Source organism: Rhizobacter sp. P3_B12, from assembly GCF_056402895.1.
In genome coordinates this window covers 1-1,750 of sequence record NZ_JBFUGN010001159.1, presented here as the reverse complement: position 1 = coordinate 1,750, position 1,750 = coordinate 1, and the positions used below count along the sequence as shown (strand labels likewise).

Here is a 1,750-nt window from a genome sequence, read left to right as displayed (position 1 = left end):
CTGGTGCGTCGCTCGCGCCCTTGCCACGACATCGGGGCTCACCGCGGCGGCCCGGTTTCCCCACTGCGAACGCACGTGACTGAGCACCGCCGCGATCTCGGCGTCGCTGAGCGTGCCGCCGAAAGCCGGCATGGTGCCGTTGTAGGTCTGGCCCTTCACCGACAGGCTGCCGGTCACGCCATGGAGCACGATCGCGGCGGTCGTGCTGTCCCGCCCGTTCACCCACTCGCTGCCGGCCAGCGGCGGAAACACGCCCGGCATTCCCTGGCCCTGTGCCTGGTGGCAGGCCGCGCAGCGCGACCCGAATACGGCCGCGCCGTCGGCTGCCGCGGTGCCCGTTGCCGGGGCACTCCCGAGTTCGGTCCTTTGCCGGCCATCGCCCCAGGCGGCCGGCGTCTCGACGTCCGAGCCGGCGATGTAGGCAACGCCGAAGGCGAACAACAGCGCCACCGCGACCAGCACAGTCGGCGGGACGGGCTGCGTCCGTTCATGCGGGTCGGGGTTTTCGCGCCGTTGTGGCTCAGAGATCGGAGGAATCGGGGTCATGTCGGCCTCGTGGACTTCAACGCGTGTCGGCGACGGCGTCCGCGGGCGCCTCCGCCACCGGGTAGGTGTGGTCGAGCGACTTCAGGTAGGCGACGAGGTCCAGCGCGTCGCGCGTGGCCACCACGTGCCGGCCGGCCGGCGCCTGGCCCGGCGGCAGGGGGACCTCGGTGTCGCCACCGTGCAGCCGGTCCTGGATGTTGAACAGGAAGGGATAGGCCGGCATCACGCTGCCCGGCACGTAGGCCCGGGGCTGGTACAGGTGCCCCAGATGCCAGGCGTCGCTCGGTTGCCGCGCGCCGATGTTGAACAGGTCCGGCCCGGTGCGCATGGTGCCCAGCAGGTGCGGCGTGTCGTAGGCGTAGTCGGCCGCCACGCTGGCCCGCCCCCAGCCCCGGGCGGCATCGGGCCCCAGGCTCCTGGCACGCGGCTGCTGCGAGTGGCAGTAGACACACCCATTGGCGATGTAGACATGGCGGCCACGCAGCGCCTCGGCCGCGTAGGGCTTGAGCGCGGCCGGGGCCTTCAGCTCCCGCACCGTCATGTAGGGCACCACCACCAGGACGCTGGTCGCGATGCTCAGCATCGTCATTCCACCCGCGATCAGTCTTGTTTCGTTGTGCATGGCTCGGCCCTCACAGTGCGGTGAGCAAGGTCGGCTGGCTGCGGCCCACGGATCGGCCCGCCAGCAGCAGCAGGAAGTGGACGGCGAACACCACATGGCCGAGCGCCATCAGCGCGCCGCCCACCGTGCGCGCCTTCAGGTAGGGCAGCGTCAGCGCCGCCGACTCCATGAACGGCCGGCTGGCGTCCAGCATCGCGCGCCCCTGCAGCCAGCCCCCGATGGTCAGCGACACGAAATAGATCGCGATGCCGATGGCCGCCAGCCAGAAGTGCGCAGCGATGAGGGCCTGCGACGGCCACTCCCGTCCCGACACACGAGGCACGATGRAGTAGATGGCGCCGAAGAACACCATGGTCACGAAGCCGTAGAGGCCCAGGTGCGCATGCGCCACCGTGAAGTGCGTGAAGTGGGACACCGCGTTCACGCTGCGCAGCGCCTCCAGGCTCCCCTGGATGGAGCTGGCCGTGTACATCAGCCCGCCATAGCCGATGAAGCGCAGCGTGGGTGAACGGCCGAGCGCGCCGAGGTGGCCCTTCAAGGTCTGGTACTGGTTGACCGTGAAGGCCAGCACCGGCACCACCA

3 protein-coding genes are annotated in these 1,750 nt (G+C 70.4%); all 3 read right to left on the bottom strand.

Features of this window, described 5'->3' with window-relative positions; genetic code table 11:
- A partial coding sequence (locus tag AC1D01_RS33280) for a c-type cytochrome (protein WP_477873746.1) occupies positions 1–546 on the bottom strand: 546 nt, incomplete at its 3' end.
- Between the two features lie 16 nt (positions 547–562).
- Complete coding sequence (locus tag AC1D01_RS33275; protein WP_477873745.1) at positions 563–1,168, bottom strand: cbb3-type cytochrome c oxidase subunit II; 606 nt, start codon at positions 1,166–1,168, stop codon at positions 563–565.
- A gap of 10 nt (positions 1,169–1,178) precedes the next feature.
- A partial coding sequence (locus AC1D01_RS33270; RefSeq protein WP_477873744.1) for a cbb3-type cytochrome c oxidase subunit I occupies positions 1,179–1,750 on the bottom strand: 572 nt, incomplete at its 5' end.

Bases quoted from the DNA above. Each gene is read 5' to 3' on its own strand.
- AC1D01_RS33275 (WP_477873745.1), bottom strand. From the start codon at position 1,168: ATGCACAACGAAACAAGACTGATCGCGGGTGGAATGACGATGCTGAGC.